The organism is Streptomyces tagetis (assembly GCF_018069565.1).
GTDB lineage: Bacteria > Actinomycetota > Actinomycetes > Streptomycetales > Streptomycetaceae > Streptomyces > Streptomyces tagetis.
Genome location: NZ_JAGPNL010000003.1, coordinates 301,332 through 318,569, shown reverse-complemented (window position 1 = coordinate 318,569; position 17,238 = coordinate 301,332). Strand labels below are relative to the sequence as shown.

At 74.7% G+C, this 17,238-nt stretch carries 17 protein-coding genes; 8 read left to right on the top strand and 9 right to left on the bottom strand.

The window, feature by feature from the left end:
- Positions 1-20 precede the first annotated feature (20 nt).
- Positions 21-413, top strand: coding sequence for a hypothetical protein (locus tag J5Y05_RS13500; RefSeq protein ID WP_210871970.1), 393 nt, complete (start codon positions 21-23; stop codon positions 411-413).
- Positions 410-1,582: a DUF418 domain-containing protein gene (locus J5Y05_RS13495; RefSeq protein WP_307853894.1), complete on the top strand. Its 1,173-nt coding sequence runs from the start codon at positions 410-412 to the stop codon at positions 1,580-1,582. The genes J5Y05_RS13500 and J5Y05_RS13495 overlap by 4 nt, the downstream gene beginning before the upstream one ends.
- Here the strand turns inward: J5Y05_RS13495 and J5Y05_RS13490 are convergent.
- From J5Y05_RS13490 to J5Y05_RS13455, 8 genes are all read right to left on the bottom strand, one after another.
- Positions 1,506-3,299, bottom strand: coding sequence for a type IV secretory system conjugative DNA transfer family protein (locus J5Y05_RS13490; RefSeq protein WP_210871968.1), 1,794 nt, complete (start codon positions 3,297-3,299; stop codon positions 1,506-1,508). The two genes, J5Y05_RS13495 and J5Y05_RS13490, sit on opposite strands and share 77 nt — an antisense overlap.
- Positions 3,296-4,900, bottom strand: a complete 1,605-nt coding sequence (locus J5Y05_RS13485; RefSeq protein WP_372450492.1) for a putative type IV secretion/conjugal transfer ATPase — start codon at positions 4,898-4,900, stop codon at positions 3,296-3,298. Before J5Y05_RS13485 ends, J5Y05_RS13490 begins: the two co-directional genes overlap by 4 nt.
- Before the next feature lie 200 nt (positions 4,901-5,100).
- Positions 5,101-6,594: an SCO6880 family protein gene (locus J5Y05_RS13480; RefSeq protein ID WP_210871965.1), complete on the bottom strand. Its 1,494-nt coding sequence runs from the start codon at positions 6,592-6,594 to the stop codon at positions 5,101-5,103.
- 157 nt (positions 6,595-6,751) lie between these two features.
- A complete protein-coding gene (locus J5Y05_RS13475) occupies positions 6,752-8,032 on the bottom strand; it encodes a hypothetical protein (RefSeq protein ID WP_210871963.1) in 1,281 nt (426 codons plus the stop codon).
- A gap of 1 nt (position 8,033) precedes the next feature.
- The gene (locus tag J5Y05_RS13470) at positions 8,034-8,765 is read right to left on the bottom strand and encodes a DUF8175 domain-containg protein (protein WP_210871961.1); all 732 of its coding nucleotides are present in this window, start codon (positions 8,763-8,765) and stop codon (positions 8,034-8,036) included.
- 16 nt (positions 8,766-8,781) lie between these two features.
- Entirely contained in the window at positions 8,782-9,072 is a 291-nt protein-coding gene (locus J5Y05_RS13465; protein WP_210871959.1) for a hypothetical protein, read from the bottom strand.
- A 97-nt stretch (positions 9,073-9,169) separates the two neighbouring features.
- Positions 9,170-9,451, bottom strand: a complete 282-nt coding sequence (locus tag J5Y05_RS13460; RefSeq protein WP_210871957.1) for a hypothetical protein — start codon at positions 9,449-9,451, stop codon at positions 9,170-9,172.
- Positions 9,448-9,831 carry a hypothetical protein gene (locus J5Y05_RS13455; protein ID WP_247614624.1) on the bottom strand — a complete coding sequence of 128 codons (384 nt, stop codon included), beginning with the start codon at positions 9,829-9,831 and terminating at the stop codon, positions 9,448-9,450. The genes J5Y05_RS13460 and J5Y05_RS13455 overlap by 4 nt, the downstream gene beginning before the upstream one ends.
- Before the next feature lie 685 nt (positions 9,832-10,516).
- Here J5Y05_RS13455 and J5Y05_RS13450 point away from each other — a divergent pair.
- From J5Y05_RS13450 to J5Y05_RS13440, 3 genes are all read left to right on the top strand, one after another.
- Positions 10,517-11,344 (top strand): lysozyme family protein, encoded by an 828-nt coding sequence (locus J5Y05_RS13450; RefSeq protein WP_210871955.1) that lies wholly within the window; start codon positions 10,517-10,519, stop codon positions 11,342-11,344.
- Positions 11,341-12,297, top strand: coding sequence for a hypothetical protein (locus J5Y05_RS13445; protein ID WP_210871953.1), 957 nt, complete (start codon positions 11,341-11,343; stop codon positions 12,295-12,297). The genes J5Y05_RS13450 and J5Y05_RS13445 overlap by 4 nt, the downstream gene beginning before the upstream one ends.
- A 135-nt stretch (positions 12,298-12,432) precedes the next feature.
- Positions 12,433-12,978: a sigma-70 family RNA polymerase sigma factor gene (locus J5Y05_RS13440; protein ID WP_210871951.1), complete on the top strand. Its 546-nt coding sequence runs from the start codon at positions 12,433-12,435 to the stop codon at positions 12,976-12,978.
- A 28-nt stretch (positions 12,979-13,006) separates the two neighbouring features.
- Here the strand turns inward: J5Y05_RS13440 and J5Y05_RS13435 are convergent, their stop codons facing one another.
- Complete coding sequence (locus J5Y05_RS13435) at positions 13,007-14,290, bottom strand: helix-turn-helix domain-containing protein (protein ID WP_307853893.1); 1,284 nt, start codon at positions 14,288-14,290, stop codon at positions 13,007-13,009.
- A 215-nt stretch (positions 14,291-14,505) separates the two neighbouring features.
- Between J5Y05_RS13435 and J5Y05_RS13430 the strand changes: the two genes are divergently transcribed.
- The 3 genes from J5Y05_RS13430 (at position 14,506) to J5Y05_RS32625 (ending at position 17,214) form a co-directional block, all read left to right on the top strand.
- On the top strand, positions 14,506-15,282 hold the full coding sequence (locus J5Y05_RS13430; RefSeq protein ID WP_210871947.1) for a DUF4232 domain-containing protein: 777 nt from the start codon (positions 14,506-14,508) through the stop codon (positions 15,280-15,282).
- 369 nt (positions 15,283-15,651) lie between these two features.
- Entirely contained in the window at positions 15,652-17,022 is a 1,371-nt protein-coding gene (locus J5Y05_RS13425; RefSeq protein ID WP_210871945.1) for a phosphatase PAP2 family protein, read from the top strand.
- A gap of 117 nt (positions 17,023-17,139) precedes the next feature.
- Positions 17,140-17,214: a 50S ribosomal protein bL37 gene (locus J5Y05_RS32625; protein WP_138044330.1), complete on the top strand. Its 75-nt coding sequence runs from the start codon at positions 17,140-17,142 to the stop codon at positions 17,212-17,214.
- The last annotated feature ends 24 nt before the right edge of the window (positions 17,215-17,238 follow it).

The following is a 17,238-nucleotide window of genomic DNA, read 5'->3' as shown; positions in this document are numbered from 1 at the left end:
CCGGCCGGCGAAGGAGCGGTATGTCCAGTGAGGTGGTGCTGCTCGCGCCGTGCCTCGGTCTCGGCACCGGCTGCCTGCCGGCGGCGGTCGGGGCGGCGCTGACCCCGCTCGGCCCGCGGGTACGGGGGGTGCGGGTCACGGGCGTCGGCACCCACTGCGCGCCGGCCGACCCGCACCCTGGCGGGCCGGCCCGCGTCCGGGACCACCGACGCCGTGAACGGGCCCTCGATCCGGGCCGGTTCGGGCCGCTGTACGGGCTGCCCCCGGCCGGCGGGAGCGTGCCGGTTCTCTGCCGGCGTGAGCGGCCCACCGTGTCCCGGCTGTGGCGCCCCGGCCATCTGCCGGCGTGGTCGTTCGGCTGGTTCCTCGGCGCGGCGCCGTCGTTCGCCGCCGGGGTCCTGGTGGCGTGGTGAGCGCGGGCGCGCTGCCGGAGCGCGGCGTCCGGCGGCTGCGGGAACCGGATGTCCTGCGCGGTTTCGCCCTCTTCGGCATCCTGCTGGTCAACGCGGAGCTGATGGCGGGCCCGTACCCGCTCACCGGCGGCGGCCCCGGGGCGCCGCTCGCGGACCGGGTCGTGGCCTGGCTGCTGACGGCGCTGGTCGCCGGCAAGTTCTCGTTCCTCTTCTCCTTCCTGTTCGGCTACGGCTTCGCCCTCCAGCGGCGCTCCGCCCGGCAGGCGGGCGTCCCCTTCGCCCCGCGTCATCTGCGGCGCGTCCTCGGCCTGTTCGGCATCGGGCTCGTCCACGCGGTGCTGCTGTACCCCGGGGACATCCTCACCACGTACGCCGTGCTGGCGCTGGTGCTGTACGGGCTGCGCGGGCTCTCCCCGCGGGCCGCGCTGCGCCTGGCGGCCGGGCTCCTCGCCGGGCTCGCGGCGCTGCTGCTCGCCTACGGGCTGCTCACCGTCGCCCTCACCGACCCGGCCACCGCCCCCACGCCTGCTCCGGCCGGGGGCCCGCCGGGGCCGGCGGCGGCGTTCGCCACGGCCCTGCTGTACGCGCCGCACAAGCTGGCCGGGTTCCTGGCGGGGCTCGCCGCCGCGAAGTGGTCCCTGGCCGAGCGGCGCGGCCGGGACCGGCAGTGGCAGCGGCGGGTCGTCGTGCGGTGGCTGCCGGTCGGCCTGGCCGGCGGGGCGTTCTCCGCGTGCTGCACCGCCGGACCGCTGGACGGCCGGTGGTTCCTGGCCGGGCGGGCCGTGTCGGTGCTCACCGGGCCGGCCCTCGCCGCCGCGTACGCCTGCGGGCTGCTCCTGCTGCTGGACGCGGTGGGCCCGGCGGCGGGCCGGGTCCTGGCCGCCGCCGGGCGCCTGTCGCTCACCCACTACCTCACCCAGTCGCTGGTCCTCGCCTGGGTCTTCACCGGCCCCGGACTCGCCCGGTACGGCCGGGTCGGCAGCGCCGCCCTCCTGCTCGGCTGCCTCGCGCTGTACGCGGCCCAGCTCGCCGTGAGCGCCCGCCTCGCGCCCCACGTCCGGTACGGACCCGCCGAGTGGCTGCTGCGCGCGCTCACGCGGGCGCGGCGTCCCGGCCGGCCTGCTCCAGGCCCAGACCGCCCGGAAGCCGCGCCGCGGCCCGCTCCGTGATGGCCGCGGTCTCCGCCTTCGCCGCCGCCGAGATGGCGCCCGCGCCCGGCTCCTTGTACCAGGGGCGCAGCCGGATCAGCGCCGGCCGCACGCCCGTGGCCAGCAGCAGCGCGGTGCCCTTGGGCAGGGCGCGGATGCGGTCGGGCGGCAGCACGGACTCCTGCCGGTAGGAGTACGAGCGGGACGTGCCCTCCTTGCCGCGCGAGACCGTCGGCGTGCGCACGTCGTACTGGCCGACCAGAGTGGAGATCTTCTGCACGAAGTCGGCGTCGTCCAGGCCCGCGCCGAGGAGTTTGACGGTGGCCGCGCTCCACAGCGCGTCCATCCCGATCTCGCCCCACACCCGCGCCCCCTGCCGGTAACTCTGGAGCAGGGTCACGACGTTGATGCCCCGGGAGCCGAAGTGCGAGTACAGGTCGGGCAGATCGGAGATGCGGCACACGTTGGCCGCCTCGTCGAGGACCGCGGTCAGCGGCGGGTCGAGCCGGCCGCCCATCCGCTCGGCGGCGACCACCCCCGCCCGCATCGTCGCGTCGGCGAGTCCCGCGATGACCCCGGCCGCCGAGCCGCCGCCGTCCTTGGACAGCAGGTAGAGCGTGTCGTGGCCGAGCACGTGCCGTTCCGGGCGGAACTCGGGCAGCCGGGGGTCGGGCGTCACCCAGGCGAGGATCTCCGGGTCGAGGAGGCAGGAGACGGTCTGCCGGGCCGTCTCGTAGATGCCGTCGCGGGTCTCCACCGCACCGCGCACGGTGCCCTGCAACTGCTCGGCCATGGCCACGAGTCCGGCGTCGCGCAGCAGGTCGACCGGGGTGCGGTCGGCCGGGTCGGCGAGCCAGCCCAGCAACTCCCGCACCGGGGCGCCGCCGCGGGCGGCGGCCAGGAACAGGGCGGTGAGGGTGTTCTGCGCGGCGGAGATCCAGAAGTCCTTCTTCGCGCTGTCGTCGTTGACGGAGGCCACGAAGTGGCCCGCGAGCCGCCGGGCGCCCTCGGTGGTGTGGCACTCGCCGAGCAGGTTCCACCACATGGCGCGCGGGGAGTGGGCGATGCCCTGCGGGTCGAACGTCCACACCGTGCCGGCCTTCTCCCGCTCGGCGCGGGTCACCGCGTACACGTCGGACTTGTTGGAGGTGAGCAGCACCGCGCCCTGGGCGCGCAGCACCCGGGGCACGGCGATCCCGGTGGACTTGCCGGCCCGGGGCGCCATCAGGTCCAGCTCCACGTCCTCGTGACTGCTGCGCAGCTCGGGCCCGTTGGGCATGAGGTCGCCGAGGAGGTTGCCGGTCTCGTCGGCGTGCAGCCGGTCGCGTCCTTCGAGTGAGGGGCGCAGTTCGCGGGCGCGGGCCGCGATCCCCTTGGGGCACATCGCGGCCAGGTCGCCGCGTCCGGCGAGGCCCTTCTGCCGGCCGGCCCGCTCCAGCAGGACCCGTACGGTGAGGGCGCCGGGCAGCGCCGGCAGGGCGAGGAGGGCCAGCATCCCCCCGTACACGGCCGCCGCCGGCACGCCCGGCCACGGGCCCGAGGCCCCCGAGGAGACCAGGTCGCCGAGGGTGGACAGGGCGAACGGCGGGGCGTCCCAGCCGTGTCCGGCGACCCAGGCGCCGAGGGTGCCGCCGGCCCAGGCGAGGGTGAAGACGACGAGGACGGCGGCGGCGATGCCCACGATGGCCCAGGAGAGCAGGGGGTGGTGGTCGCCGCCGCCGGGACCGCGCCCGCTCACGCCGTCCACCTCCCCGGCCCGCCCGCCCCGCCGAGCCCCGCGGGGTCGCCGGGAACGCCGGGAACGCCGGGGCCGCCGGGGCCCGGACGGCCGTCGGCGGGGACCGGCGGCGTGCCCGCCTCGGCGGCCCGCCGCACCCGCTCGGTGACCCGCCGGACCGCCTGCTCGACGGGCTCCTCGTTCGGCGTCCAGCGGGTGTTGGTGTCGTGCAGGCGGCGCTCCGCGTCGGTGATGGCGACCTTGATGGGGATACCGGGCCGCCCGCCGACCTTGATGAGGAAACGCCCCCGGCCGGGCGGCTCCTCGTGCTCGCCGGCGACGCCCCAGCCCGGCGGCGACGACCACGACGAGACGAGGTCGATCTCGCGCCGGGACAGGCCCACCACCTTGCCCAGCTCCTCCATCTCGGTCTTCGGCAGCCCGGCGCAGACCACCATCCCGGCCCGCTCGACGAAACCGCGGGCCTTGGCCCGGTCGGAGTCGGTGCCCAGCGCCTCGGCGTCCTTCAGGGTGTGGGTGATCTTCGCGTCACCGAGGCCCAGGGACCGGTTGAGCCGGGTGAGCGCGTCGATGCGGTCGACGATGCCGGAGGCCGCGCGCAGCGGACGCCACAGCTCGTCGAGGACGGTGAAGAACCAGCGCCGGGGCATCAGTCCCGCGTCCGCCAGCGCGTGCGAGGCGGCCACCGTGCCGAGCCCGTCGGACCAGGCGGCCAGCATCGCCGCCGCGGTGAGCTGCGTGTCCGCCTCACCGATGCCGGAGATGTCGATGCACACGGCGGGCGCGTGCGGGTCGATCCTGGTCGACGTGGGGGAGGCGAAGGTGTCGCCGAGGGGCCCGTCGAGGATGCCCAGCAGCGAACGGTGCAGCGGGTCCACCGCGTCCCGGTACCGGGTGTCGGAGCCGCGGTCGAGGGTGACCGCGCGCACCCGGTCGGGCCCCTCGGTGAGCACCCGCAGCAGATCGGGCAGGAGCGGCGCCCGCCCGGACGGGGTGCGCTCGCGCAGGTGGTGCAGGACGGCCGACAGCACGGACTGCTCGTGGTCGTCCATTGGCCGCCCGCGCACGATGGTGACGAGGGCGGCCACCATGTTCAGCACCCGGCCGTGCGTCTCGGCCTTCAGCACCTCGCCCGCCTCGCCGCCGATCTGGTCCGCCGCCGCGCCCATGGCGCCCGGGTCGAGCACGTTGATGCCGCCCCGGCCCCGCCCGATGGAGATCACCTGGCCGCCCAGCGCCCGTACGGTGTCGGCGTAGTCCGGTTTGAGGTCGCCGAGGACCAGCGGCACGACACCGGTCGCGGCCAGTCCGATCAGCATCCGGTTGACCAGCGTCGACTTGCCCAGACCCGGCATCCCCAGCATGAACAGCGACGGGTTGGAGATGTAGCGGGCACGGGTGAACCAGTTCAGCGGGTCCCCGCAGACCGTGGCCCCGGTGTACAGGTGCTGGCCCAGCGGCACCCCGGTCATCGGCGAACCGGACCCGGCCGTGAACGGCCACATCCCGCACGCCTGCACGGTGGTCGCCCGCCACATGGTGGGCGGGTCCAGGTAGCCGACGCGCCCGCCGCCGACCCCGTACCAGCCGCGCGGCGGCACGTACGGCCGCCGGGCGCGCGGCGCCGCCTTCCGCCCGTCCCCCGTGCCGGACTCCGCCTTGCGGCCGGTCTTCCCGGGGCGCTCCGGCACCCGCTTCCAGGACGGGTCGTACGGGGCCTCGCCGGCCGTGAGCGCGGCCAGGGCCCGTTCCTCGGCGAGCCGGTCGGCGCGCTCCGCCCTGCGTTCCTCGCCGCGGCGGCTCACAGCGCCTCCTGGAGTTCGTGCGGGATGAGGGTCTGCTCCCAGGGGAGGATTCCGGCGGGCAGGGTGCAGGTGAACGCGGCGGCCTGCATCCGGTCGGCGGGGCGCATCAGTACCCGGGAGGCCGCCGTCAGGTTGCGCACCGACACGTTGGCGTCGGCGAGTTCGGCGATGTCGTCGACGGTGACGGTCAGCATCAGCGAGAACTCGACGAGACCGGCGCCCGACGCCTCCTCGGCCGCCGTCTGCTCCGCCGCGCGCATCTCCGAGGCGGCACGGGCCTGCACCATGCCGCGCCCGGAGGTCGCCATGAACTGGGCGCTGCGCCGGTCGGCCTCCACGATCCGGGCCGAGGTGGCCGGGTCGATGGGCCGGTAGACCAGCGCGACCCGCTTGCGTCGGGTGCCGGGGGCGGCCTCCAGCATGCCGCGCAGCACCGAGGAGCGGACGGTGCCGCGCGGGGCCAGCGTCATCAGCCAGGTCCGGGAGACGCCCGAGTCGTGCTGGTAGCTGCCCACCGTCTCGACGGCCGCGGCCGGACCGGCGTCCTCCCACTCCAGGCCCGTACCGCCGTGCTGCGCGCGGGCGTCGAGGACGTCGGCGGCGACGGCCGGGTCGTAGGCGACCCGGACCACCTCGGCGATCCGCTCCGCCGACAGCGCGTACGCGGCCCCGCCGCCGGCCGCGACGAGCCCGCTGAGCAGGCCGGGGATGCGGATGGCCAGGTCGGTGACGACGTCGTCCCGTTGGCGCCGCTGGGCGGCCGGGACGCCGTAGGTCAGCGTGATGTACGTGTGCATCTCGGAGGAGGCGGTCGGGTAGCGCTCGACGACCTCCTCCATCACGGCGCGGGCCGCCTCGGGCGCGTCGGCGTGGATGCGGGGCAGCACCTCGTGGGCGAGCCGGGTGCCCGGATCGGGGGCGGTCTCCACGACGACGGAGGCGCCGCGCAGGCCGGGTTCGTGGGCCAGCCGGGCCAGCCACTCGCCCCACAGAGCCACCCACACGTCCACCTGGTCCGGGTCGACGAGGGAACCGCCGTCGGGATCGCAGCCCAGGACGATCGTGTACAGGTTGCGCGCCGGGTGGTGCAGCACGCCGAACGGCCGGTCGTAGGCGTCGCGGCCCTCGGTCGCGGTGACCTTGTTCAGCAGGCCCGGCGGACGGAACCGGCCGCCCGGCCGGGGCGACAGCGGCCCGGAGACGTAGAGGTGGGCGCCCTTGGACTTCCGCTGCCACCAGCCGATCCGCAACGTCGTCAACTGGTAGACGTTGCGGCCGTCCTGGGTGCGGATGGCGAGCGGCACCAGGAGGACGACGGCCGGCACGAGCACGACCAGCGCGGCGTACAGCGAGATCAGCGAGGCGAGGAGGGTGATGACGAGCCCGCCGAAGACACCGAAGGTGCCGACGAGCCCGAGCGGCCCGAGCCCCGGACGCCGTGGGCGGCGCCAGTTTCCGTAGGTCGGGTGGGAGGCGGCTTCTGCGCTCATGGGGGTCTGGACTCCTTTCGGGGAGTGAGGGAGGACGGCGGCCGTACGAAGGGGGGGACGGGGGGACGGGACCGCCGGGCTCCCTTGGGGGGTGCGGGAGCCCGGCGGCCGTTCGGGGGGAAGGGGCCGGTGGCGGGGGGCGCCGCCGGCCCGGTGGTCAGTGGTTGTGCCCCCGGTCGCCGTCGGCGTCGTCCACCGCGCCCGCGGCGGTACTGGTCACCACCTGGGCCGCGGTGATCGCCGCTCCGGCGATCGCCCCGGCCGGTCCGGCCGCGGCGGCGGCCCGGCCCGCGGCCCCGGAGGCCGCCGCCCCGCCGGGTCCGGAGCCTCCGCCGCCCGCGCCGGCCCCCCTCCCGCCGACGGCACCGCTGGGACCGCCCTTGCCGGTCCCACCGGCCCCGCCGGAGAGGCCCGACGCCCCCGACGCCCCGGACGCGCCGGCGGCGCCGCCCGAGCCCGCCCGGGAGGCACCGGCCGGCCCGGACTGCCCGGCCCGGCCGCCGCTGCCGGAGCCGCCCGCGACCGAACGGGCCCCGGAGGCGAGGGCGCCGCCCGCCGCCGACATGGCGCCGTTCGTGGCCGCGGCCCCGCCGAGCGCGGCCGTGGCCGGCATGACGAGCCGCAGCAGCGCGGGCAGCGAGACCGCGGAGAGCAGCATGATGCCGATGCCCGCGATGCGTTCGTGGATGCTGACCTCGCCGTTGTCCGAACTGACCAGCACCGAGCCCGCGTACATCACCAGGGCCGCGGCCGGTTTGTACAACAGCCAGGCGATCATCCAGCCGATGTGCTTGCGCCACCAGCCGGCGCCCCAGTCCGTCATGGACGCGGCGGCGGCGATCGGCAGGGTGCCCAGCAGCAGGATCATGATGCCGAGCCGGATGTAGAGCAGGATCGTCTGGATGATGCCGGCGATGAGCAGCAGGAAGGCGAGCACCAGCAGCAGGAACGACTGGAGGGTGTCGCCCGTGGTGCAGCGCCCGATGTGCTCCAGTTGCCGCTTCGCCCCCTCGTCGAAGAGGTACTGCGCGTACCGGTCCGACACCCCGGCCGCCGCCGTCAGGACCGTGGTGGCCGCCGCCGAGACGAAGACGACCCGCAGGATGCCCTTCAGGGCGGTCCGGCCCGCGTCCCCGCGCCGTTCGAGCGCCATCCGGGCGGCGGCGAAGAGGAGGGAGCCGACCGCCAGGTAGACGACGATCCACTGGGAGGCCTGGTTGATCGTGGAGGCGGGGTTGCCCCCTTCGCCCCCGCCTTGGCTCTCACTCCATGTCAGCGTCGGGATGGAGGTCACCAGCGACCCGAACACCTCGATCGCGGCGCCCAGGACGAAGTCGGCGACCGCCTCCATGATGGTGCCGATGGGGTTGCCCAGGAACTTGAAGAACCCCACCAGGGCGTCCAGGACGGGCACCCCGGTACTGCTGCACGACGCCATGTCAGGACCCCCACAGCAGGTAGCCGGTGGTGTTCTGCACCGCGCGCACGGTGGAGTAGAGGCTGCCGTTGCCGTACGGCAGGACCTTCCAGTCCCCCTCCTGCCAGCGCAGGTTGACAGTGGTGCCGGTGAAGCCGTCGCCGCTGCGCATCAGCAGGTTCACGCTGGCCGCGTCCTCGGCGTACGAGCCGACGGAGAAGCCGGTGTACGTGGCGACGGAGGCCCGGTCCGCGGTCTGCGACGGGGCGTCCTCGATGGTCCGGCGCTTGAAGACGAACATCTCGCGCGGCTGCCCCGGCACCAGTTGCCGCTCCGCCACGGACTCCCAGTCGGCCATGCCCATCTGGGAGGTGATGACGTGGGCGGCCATCACGGCACCGTCGGCGGTGTGGGCGAAGCACCACCAGGGCGTGGAGCCGGTCCGCACCGGTCCGGCCGTCGGGGAGACGGGCACGCGCACGGCGCCGATCATGCGCCAGGCGACGTCCTCGGGCGCGGCCTCGGGCAGGGCGTCGCCGGCGCTGTCGTCGGTACGGCAGTCGCCGGGGCGCCCGTGTGCGGCGACCGGCACCGGGCCCGCCGCCGACCGGCCGGAACCGTCGCCGCCGGAGGTCAGCGCGACGACCCCGCCGAGGAGCACCGCGGCGGCGAGGAAGCCGGCCGACAGTTGCCAGCCGCGCTGGCGCCAGTACGGTCCGGCCTCCTCGGGCCGCCGCTGCCTGCGTGTGAGCATCTCGGACGACCGCCGGTCAGTTGAAGACGAACGAGATCAGCGGGCCCGCGGTGGCCACCAGGACACAGCCCCCGAGCACCATGCCGAGCCGGCTCATGTGCTCCGAACTCTCGCCCCGCTTCAGGGAGATGGACATCATCGTGCCGGTGATCAGCACCCCGGCCACCCCGGCGGCGGTACCGGCCCAGGCGGCTATGCCGAGCACGGTGTTGACCTTCTCCGTCAGGTCCCCCGGCGCCTTCCGGGTGGGGTTGGGCACGTCGGAGGCGAGGAAGACCGATGCCTTGAGAAGGAGTGAGGAGGACATGGGGTTCTCCGAGAGTCGGGTGCCCGGCCCGGTGGGCGGGCGGGGCAGGTGGTGAGCGGTGGGACGGGCGGTGCGGGGTCGGGACCGTCGCCCGGGGTCAGTGGAGCGACAGGTCGCCGAGGAACTCGACGAGGGGCGCGGCGCAGGTGGCGACCAGGGAGGCGAGGACGATGTAGAAGACCCCGCGGAAGTGCGAGCCGCCCTCGCCCGGTTCGCCGCGGCGCAACTGGATCGACATGTTGATGCCGACGATGATCAGCCCGGCCACCCCGGCCGCCGAGGCGCACCAGGCGAGGAGCCGGAGGATGGTCATCGCGCCGCCGCCGACGGTCGGGTCGAAGCCGGCCGCCAGGTGGCCCGGGAACAGCAGTGGGTTCATGAGGCGGCTCCCCCGGGGCGGATGTCGGCGCCCACCAACCGGGCGAGCTTGGTGAGGTTCCGGGGTGTCGAGCGCGGCCGGCCGCCCACACGCCAGGCCGGTATCCACGGCACCCGGTGGACGTGGACGACGGAACGGATGACCCGGATACGGCGCAACAGGCCGAGCGGCAGCCGGGCCGGGGCGTCGGCGACCAGGACGACGGCGACCAGGTCGAGGCCCTGGGGCGCCTTGCCCTCGCGCAGCGCGCCCAGCGCCCGGGAGACGGAGCGGATGCCGCGCGCGCTGGTCCGGCCGACGATGACGATCCGGCGGGGCTCGCCCTTCGCGGGCTCGGGCCAGCGGGCGCCCACGTCGACGCCGCCGAGGACCTCGCACAACGAGGTCGCGCCGGCCCCGCCGTGTGCCTTGACCCACCCGATGTCCTCCGGCGACTTCGCCCGGGTCGAGCGGGGCGCGTCGTCGTCGGCCCAGGGGGGCGTGTCGGTCCGGGCGGGGCGGCCGGGGGCGGGGCGGCGCGGGGGCGGGGTGGTGCGGGGGGTCCTGTCCGGGGCCGGCTTCCTGGGCGTGGCCGGGGTCGCGCGTGGGGCCGGGGCTTTCGGGGTGGCGGGGGCTTTGGCGGTGGCCGGGGTCCTGGCGGTGACCGGCAGTGCCGCCTTCCGGGCGGGACGAGCGGCGGGTTGAGGCCGGGCCGGCGGCGGAGCCTGCCGGGCCGGCCGCGTCCTCGTGGAGGCGGTTTCCGAGGGGACCGCCTCCGCGGGGACCGTCTCCGCGGGGACCGCGGCGGCCTTGCGCCCCTCCGGCTCGGCCGCGTCCGTACCGGCCCCCGGGCGGGCGGGCTTCGGCCCCCGTACCCACCCCCGCAGGTCCGACGACGGTGCCGAAGGAGTCCCCATGCGCTCCCCGCCCCCCTCATGGCTCGTGGTTCCGCTGCTCTGGCTCATCTGGTTTCCACCGGTTTGAACTTCTTTGCCCCGGGCCCCGTTTGATCTCCCGAGCCCGTCGGACAGCACAACGGGCCGACCGGCACGGCGGTTCAAGGCGAAGGGAAGAAGGCGGCGCCCGATGAGCGCGGAATCGGAAGGCAGCGGCGCGAACACCGTCCGCAACGTGGCCGCGGCGGGCGTCGGCTGCGGCTGCCTGATGTCGCCGGTGGTCCTGGTGGGCGGCGCCGCGATCGTCATCGTCATCGGCGGATTCGGCGTACTGCTCGCTCCGTTGATCGCGCTGATCCTGCTGTTCGGCGGCGGCGGGGGCAGCGACGCCGCCAACGAGGACCTCGGCTACGAGATCGAGGAGGTCTTCCACGGCGACGGCAAGCAGGACCTGGACGAGAACACCGTCCCGGACGACCTGGTGGACAGCGTCAAGAAGGCCGGAGACCTGTGCGCGGAGATCGGCCCGATCGTCATCGCCTCGCAGTTGGAGTCCGCCTCCGGCTTCAACGCCGGGATGAAGGGCCCCCACGGCGAGCAGGGCGTCGCACAGTTGCCGCCCGACGTCTTCGCGGAGTACGGCGAGGACGACGACGACAACGACAAGGTCGACGCCCTGGACACCGCGGACTCGATCATGGCGCTGGGCCGCTACATGTGCGCGCTGGCCGAGCAGGCGAAGAGCGCGATCGACGCCGAGAAGGTCGAGGGGTCGGTCCTGGACATCACCCTGGCCGCCTACAAGGTCGGCATGGACACCGTCGTCGAGGCCAAGGGCGTCCCGCAGACCGACGACGCCCAGGGCTATCTGGCCACCGTCCGCGCCCAGTTCGCCAAGTACGCGGGCATCGCCGCCCCGCCCGACGGCGCCACCCCGGGCGTCACGCCCAGCCCCGACGAGACCGCCGGTCCCGAGCCCGCCGACACGGCCACCGCCGCAGGAGAAGGACAGCCATGACCCGCTTCGATGTGTACATGTCCGACGATGGGCTCGCCTACATCGACGGAGACCCCCTCGCCCCCGCACCGGACGCGTCGGTGCACGAGGCCGTACTGGACCGCCTGCAACGGCACGCGGAGCGGTACGGCACCTCCGTGGAGGCGACGGTGACCGACGGGCCGGGCGAGACCCACTTCGTCCTGGAGGTCGCCCCCGACGGCTCCAGCCGCGTCCTGGTCCCGGAGGAGACCCCGGAGGAAGCGGCGGCCCCGGAGGAACCGACCGCCCCGGAACCCGAGGCCCCCGCCTCCGCCATCGCCACGGCGGTGGCCCGCGCCCGCGCCACGGCGGCAGCCCGCACCCCACCCCCGAACCCGGCCCCCGAGCACCCCGATCCGCGCCCCGAGCCGCGCCCCGAAGACGCACCGGAGCCGGAAGACACACCCGAGCCCGAAGGCGCCCCCGACGAACCGCGAACGAGCAGGGACGTCATCGACGAACTCTCCGCCCCGGTGGTCGCGGTGGACCTCGCCCCCGAACTGGCCGAACGCATCGCCAGGATCAACGTGCTGGCCTCCGCCGGCCGGCTGGACGAGGCGTTCGACGACGCGACCGAGCTGCGCGAGACCATGACCGCCCAGGTGGGCGCCGCGCACCCGAACGCGCTGGAGGCCCGCTCCGTGGCGGCGTACCTCGCCCACCTGCGCGGCGACCCCCGCGAGGCGACCGTCCTGGCCCTGGGCGTGGCCCGCATCCGGTGCGGGGCGGGTGACCGGCGCGCACCGGAGGAGGTGGCGCGGGCGGCGGCGGCCTGGCAGCACCTGGACGACGACCGGGCCGTGGTGATCCACGGCCGGGAACTGCTCCACATGTGGGGGCGGCTGGACGCGCGCGGACGCCTCTCGCCCGAGCAGGTGGCCCTGGCGGAACGGGTCCGCGGCCATGTCGAGGCCCTGGAGGCGTACGTCTGACCAGCACGTCCATCGATCCGTACACCAAGCGTCAAACGAACGTGGAACCTGCGTCGGAACACTCCGTTCCGCCGGAAGCCGACGGCCTGCCCTCACCGGGCCGCCGCCGGCCACCCCGAGGAGCAGGAGCACACCATGAACGTGACGGTCATAGGATCGGCGAGCGCGGTCTCCCCCGAGGAACGGGCACTGCGGGACCTCTACCTGGAACACGGCCCGGCGCTCTACGCGTACGTGCTGCGCCTGCTGGGCGGGGACACGCACCGCACGGAGGACGTCATCCAGGAGACGCTGCTGCGCTGCTGGAACAAGCAGAACCTCGCGGACGACGAGGGGATGGCCGTCCGGCCCTGGATGTTCCGCGTCGCGCGCAACCTGGTGATCGACGCGCACCGCACGCGCAGTGCCCGCCCGCCGGAGGTCGGCGGCGCCACCTGGCTGACCGAACTCGGCGCGGAGGCCGACGAGATCGAACGGATGCTGTCCTCCATGGTGGTCCACGACGCCCTGGAGGAGCTGACGCCGGCCCACCGCGAGGTCCTGCACGCCACGTTCTTCGCCGACCACACCACCCAACAGGCGGCCGACGCCCTCGGCGTCCCCCAGGGCACGGTCAAGTCCCGCGTCTACTACGCCCTCCGCAGCCTGCGCACCGCCCTGGAATCCCGCGGCCTGAACTGACGGGCCCCGCCCGCGCGCCCGACCGCGCTCAGCCGGCGACGTCGGGGTACACCTCGTCCCGCCCCCACTCGGAGGAGCCGAGCGGGTAGGTGTACGCGGGCCGGCCCACGTTGCCGCTCGTCCGGAAGGGCGAGCCGTTGTCGTCGACGCGCACCGTGCCCCGCCGGTCGCCGCTGGACCAGGTCAGCTCCAGGTACCAGCTCACGTGGTGCGCCCGCGCGTCGGCGAAGACGTAGAAGACCTCCGGATCGGACTCGCTCACCTTGTACGGGAAGTCGCGCTGGCCCGCCCTGGGGGAGAGCGCGGGCCGCCCGGCGTCGAGGTCCACCTCGAAGGCCGTCGTCTCCACGCCGCCTCCGCACCCGACGCCCATCACGTAGTCGTTCCAGGCGAGGGGCGCGCTCTTCTCCACCACCCGCACGTGCAGTTCTTCCAGGACGACGGTGGCGCCGCCGGTGCCCTGCACGGTCAGCGCGAGCAACTGCTGCCCGCCGGCGACCCCGCCCAGCGCGGTGACCCACCCGCGCGCGTCCGGCTCACTCGGCGGCGGGGACACCCGCTCGGGCTTCCGGTCGACCAGGTAGTGCTGGCTGCACGGCCCTTCCCACTTGTACGGGTTGACGGCGACGGCGGGCGCGGTGGCCCCGTCCACGGCCCCGCCGTTCCGGTCCGCCCCGGCCGCCCCGCCCGCCCCGGTCGCGGAGGCGGAGACGGACGGCGCCGCGCTGCCGCCGAGCGAGGCGGACGGCGAGGCCGACCGGTCCTTCGCGTCGGCCGGCCCGGAGGCGCCGGAGCCTTCGGCGGTGGCGTCGGCGGAGCGGGAGACGGCTCCCACCGACCGCTGTCCGTCCGGGTCGTCCGCGTCCCGGCCGAGGACGAGACCCGCGGCGAGCGCGACCGACACGAGGGCGGCGGCCCCGGCGAGGACGGCGGTACGCCGCCGGGCCACGGGGCGCTTCGCCGAGGGCCGCGGCTCACCCCCGGGCCCGGCCTCGACCACCATGTCCGGCGCTGCCGGTTCGGCCGCCTCCCGGGTCCGCGGTTTCTCCTTGCCGGCCCCGCCGGCCCTCTGCCCGCGCCGGGCATCCGCGAGCACCCATCGCCGGTGCAGTTCGACCAGTTCCGCGGGCGTGGCCTTGCACACCCGCGCGAACCGTTCCACGGGCGCGTAGTCCGTCGGTAACGCCTCCCCGTTGACGTACCGGTGCAGCGTGGACGTACTCGTGTGCAGTCGCTTCCCGAGTACCCCGTAACTGAGCCCGGACCGCTCCTTCAAGTGGCCCAACAACTCGGAGAATTCGTCCCCCGCCACTGTTCCGTTCCCTTCCCGCGTCCCGGGACCCCATCCCAGGGGGAGGTCATTCCCCCAGGTCAGGGCCATCGAAGGCGTTCCAGCGTCCCGGATGCCCCGTCAGCCGTGGTGCCCGGGACGGAACGCCGCACAAGCTTGGGGACATCCAAGCACGCCGCTCCCGGCCACCGGGCGAGCGGCCATGACCACCACGTGCACCACCCAAGGGGGATCACATGTTCACTCGCACCCACCGCACCCACCGCATCCACCGCACCCACCGCACCCGCCTGTTCGCCGCCGCGGCGCTCGCCGCCGCCGCGCTGACGCTGACGGCGTGCGGTGAGGGAGAGGGCCTCCACGACGAGGGGGCCGCCTCGGCCGGCTCCGCGTTCCCGTCGGCGCCCGAGTCCTCGCCCCAGGCGAGCGGGGGAGCCTCGGGGTCGGGCGAGGCGGGCCAGGCGGGCTGGGCCTCCGGGGGTTCGGGAGAGGCCGCGGCCGGCGCGAACGGCAGGAAGGGCTCCACGGGCACCACCGGCACCACGGGCTCCACGGGCTCCGCTGGTTCGACCGGCGCCACGGGCTCCAAGGACTCGGCGTCCGCCTCGACGCCCTGCACCGGCACCTCCACCCGGGTGACCGCCGCGGAGGTCACCCGCCCCCTGAACCACCTGCTCCTGACCGTCACCAACACCGGCACGAAGAATTGCGACCTCGTCGGCTACCCGGCGGTCCGCTTCGGCGAGGCCCAGTCCGTACCGCCGGCCTTCGAGGAGTCCAAGCCGCAGGCGGTGGTCACGCTGGCCCCCGGCGAGTCCGGCTACGCGAGCGTCCTGCTCTCGGCCGCGGACGGCAGCGGTTCCCACGGCTACACCGCCACGTCCCTCCAGGTCTTCTTCAACGACGGCGCGGGCACCGCCCGCCCGGCGCTCCCGGCGAAGGGCGTGTACGTGGACGACTCGATCGGCGTCTCGTACTGGCAGGCGACCATGGAGGACGCCCTGATCTGGTGACCCACCGGCGCCCGGATCAGACGGGCGCCACCCGACCACGACAGGCGGCAGTCAGCAGGACACAGGGAGGCCCGGGTCCCACGACTCGGGCCTTCCCCCTGCCCGCATACCTCTTGACCTGCACAGATCCCCATGCTTACTTTCACCGGGCGCCGGCCGGGGGGTGGCTCGGCAGGACGGTGGCGGTCCCGCCGCAACCCCGGCCGTGATCGTGCGTCTTACTTCTGTGGGCAGCTCTTTGCGAGGAATGAGCAGTTCCGGTCGCAAGTGACGAGCTGAACCCCGCCCTAAATGGTCAATATCTAACAAAGTAGTCACACGTTGATACCCATACCGCCGCGGGACGCCCCGCCGACAAGCCGAAGATCCGTGTTCTCCGCGAGCCCGCCGCCCCGGGCGGGACTCTGGGCCGCCGCGGGTGTCGCGGCCGTCGGATTCCTGATCGCGCTGGAGTTCACCGCGCGCCGCCACGGCCTGCCGGGGCCGATCGCCGGCCAGGCGCGGGAGCTGCTGGGCGCCCCCAAGTCGGGCGGCCTGCTGTACGCCGCCCTGGCGCTGACGATGGTGGTCCTCACCTGGCGGCAGCGGTTCCTCGCGGCGGGCGCGGCGATCGGTCTCGACCTCGTCTTCACGCTGGTCCGGTGGGCGGCGGACGTGGAGACGACCGGCGGCCACCCCTTCGGCAACGGCGCGCTGTGGGTGATCCTCGGCTGCGCGGCCGTCGCGGTCACCCGCCGCACCGGCGAGGAACGCGTCCTGCTGCTGAAGGGCGCCGGGCTGGGCCTGCTGCTGGTGGCCGGCCGCAAGACCGGGGACACCTGGCTGCTCATCACCTCGAAGACCCGCCCGACCGTGCTCGACCAGTACGTGGCCACGGCCGACCACGCGCTGGGCGAACCGTCCTGGCTGGTGGGGCGGGCGGTCGCGGCCACCGGCTCCGTCGGCTTCAACTTCCTCGACATCGTCTACGGCCAGCTCGCGGTGGCCGCGGTCGTCGTCGCGCTGTACCAACTGCGCGGGGTGGCGGCCGAGCGCCGCTTCCCGGCCCATCACCTGGTGCGCACCTTCCTGGTGATCGGCCTCCTGGGACCGGCCTTCTACATGATCTTCCCGGTGGTCGGACCGCTCTTCGCCTACGGCACCGGCACCGACTACTGGGCGCAGGTCAGCCTCTGGGCGCCGGACATCCCGTCCAGCGCGCAGTGGGCGGTGGCCGACCTGTGGCCTCGGACGCTGCCGCCGGTCGGCACCCCGCACCCCATGCCCTTCGACGGGATCACCCCGCGCAACTGCATGCCCAGCCTGCACACGGCGTGGGCCGTGGCCATCTTCATCCACACCCGCAAGGGCCCCCGCCTCCTGCGGTACGCAGGAACGTTCTGGCTGGTCGCCACCCTCACCGCGACCCTGGGCTTCGGCTACCACTACGGCGTGGACCTCATCGCCGGGGTGGTGTTCGTGCTGACCGTCGAGGCGGCCCTGCGCTCGTACGACCGCGGCTGGGACCGCTCGGGAACCCGGCTGGTCGCCCACGGGGCGGCGGTCTTCACCGCCCTCCTGCTCTCGTACCGCTTCCTGCCGCTGGAGATGGCCGGGCACCCGCGCCTCTACGGCCCCCTGCTCGTACTGGCGATGGCCTCGGTGATCTACGGCTACGTACGCACCACCGCCGCATGGGACCCGAGGCCCGAGCCGTCGCCCCGGCCGACGGGCGGTGAGGACGGTCTGAGGGCGGTCTGAGGACGGTCTGAGGACGGGCGGAGAACACCGGCGCCGGCTCCGCTGATGCGGACCCCACGAGCCGGTTCTAAACTGACGACGGCCCGGAAAAGTCCTGAATTATTGGGGAGACACGCCATGTCCAAGCGAGGCAGCAAGCGACGCGGACGCAAGAAGAAGAAGGCCAACCACGGCAAGCGACCCAACGCCTGATCTCTCGGCCGTGGTCACACGGCT